1 protein-coding gene is annotated in these 1046 nt (G+C 62.5%); it reads left to right on the forward strand.

The window, feature by feature from the left end; all coding sequences use genetic code 11:
• Positions 1–94: 94 nt before the first annotated feature.
• Positions 95–1045, forward strand: coding sequence for an IS481 family transposase (locus tag D3260_RS17070; RefSeq protein ID WP_120099811.1), 951 nt, complete (start codon positions 95–97; stop codon positions 1043–1045).
• Position 1046: the final 1 nt, after the last annotated feature.

The following is a 1046-nucleotide window of genomic DNA, read 5'->3' on the forward strand; positions in this document are numbered from 1 at the left end:
GCCCTAGGTGTGACCTCTCAGTAGATTGTTCATCCGAGCCGCGACCCTTGAAGCTGATGGGTGCTGAAATCCAGAAGCCAAAGGAGCCACCCGGATGAACACGCACAAGAATGCGCGACTCAGCGTTCACAGTCGACAGGTGCTGGTACGACGTGTGATCGAACAGGGGCTCAGGCCGGTTGACGTGGCACAAGCCATGGCCGTGAGTCCACGCACTGTCTACAAATGGTTGGCGCGCTATCGTCGTGAGGGCTGGGACGGGTTATCCAATCGCAGCTGTCGAGCGCACCGATGTCCGCACCAGGTATCGGTCGCCCAGCAAGCGCACATCGTTCGACTGCGTCGCCAACGTCTGATTTATTCGGCCATCGCGCGCCAGACCGGCGTGGCGCGCGCGACGGTCGCGCGCATTCTCCAGCGGGCCGGCCTGAATCGATTGTCTGCGCTTGAGCCCACACCCCCGGCGCAACGCTACGAACACGCGGCACCGGGCGATATGCTGCATCTGGACGTCAAGAAAGTGAATCGCTTCGCGCAGCCCGGGCATCGCGTGACGGGCGATCGGCGCAGCAAGTCGCGAGGAGCCGGCTGGGATTACGTCCACATGGCCATCGATGACCACAGCCGCGTGGCCCACGCCACGATCTGGCCGGACGAGACCGGTGCCAGCGCGGTACGCGCTCTGATGGCAGCGCTGCGTTATTACCGGACTCTGGGCGTGCGGTTCAAGGCAGTCCTGACAGACAACGGGGCCTGTTACCGATCCCGTCGATTTGCCAGGGCCTGTCGCCGACTTGGACTGCGCCACAAGCGCACACGACCCTACCGGCCGCAGACCAACGGCAAAGCCGAGCGCTGGATTCAGACCGCGCTACATGAATGGGCCTACGCCCATGTTTACCCAAACGCCGACGTGCGAGCCGATCACTTGCCTTACTGGCTCCACCACTATAACTGGCATCGACCCCATGCCAGCCTCAACCACCAACCACCCGTCAGCCGATTGTCGCTCTCCGTGAACAATGTGGTGGGTTTACACACCTAGG

The sequence above is a fragment of the Salinisphaera sp. Q1T1-3 genome (assembly GCF_003602005.1).
Classification (GTDB): domain Bacteria; phylum Pseudomonadota; class Gammaproteobacteria; order Nevskiales; family Salinisphaeraceae; genus Salinisphaera.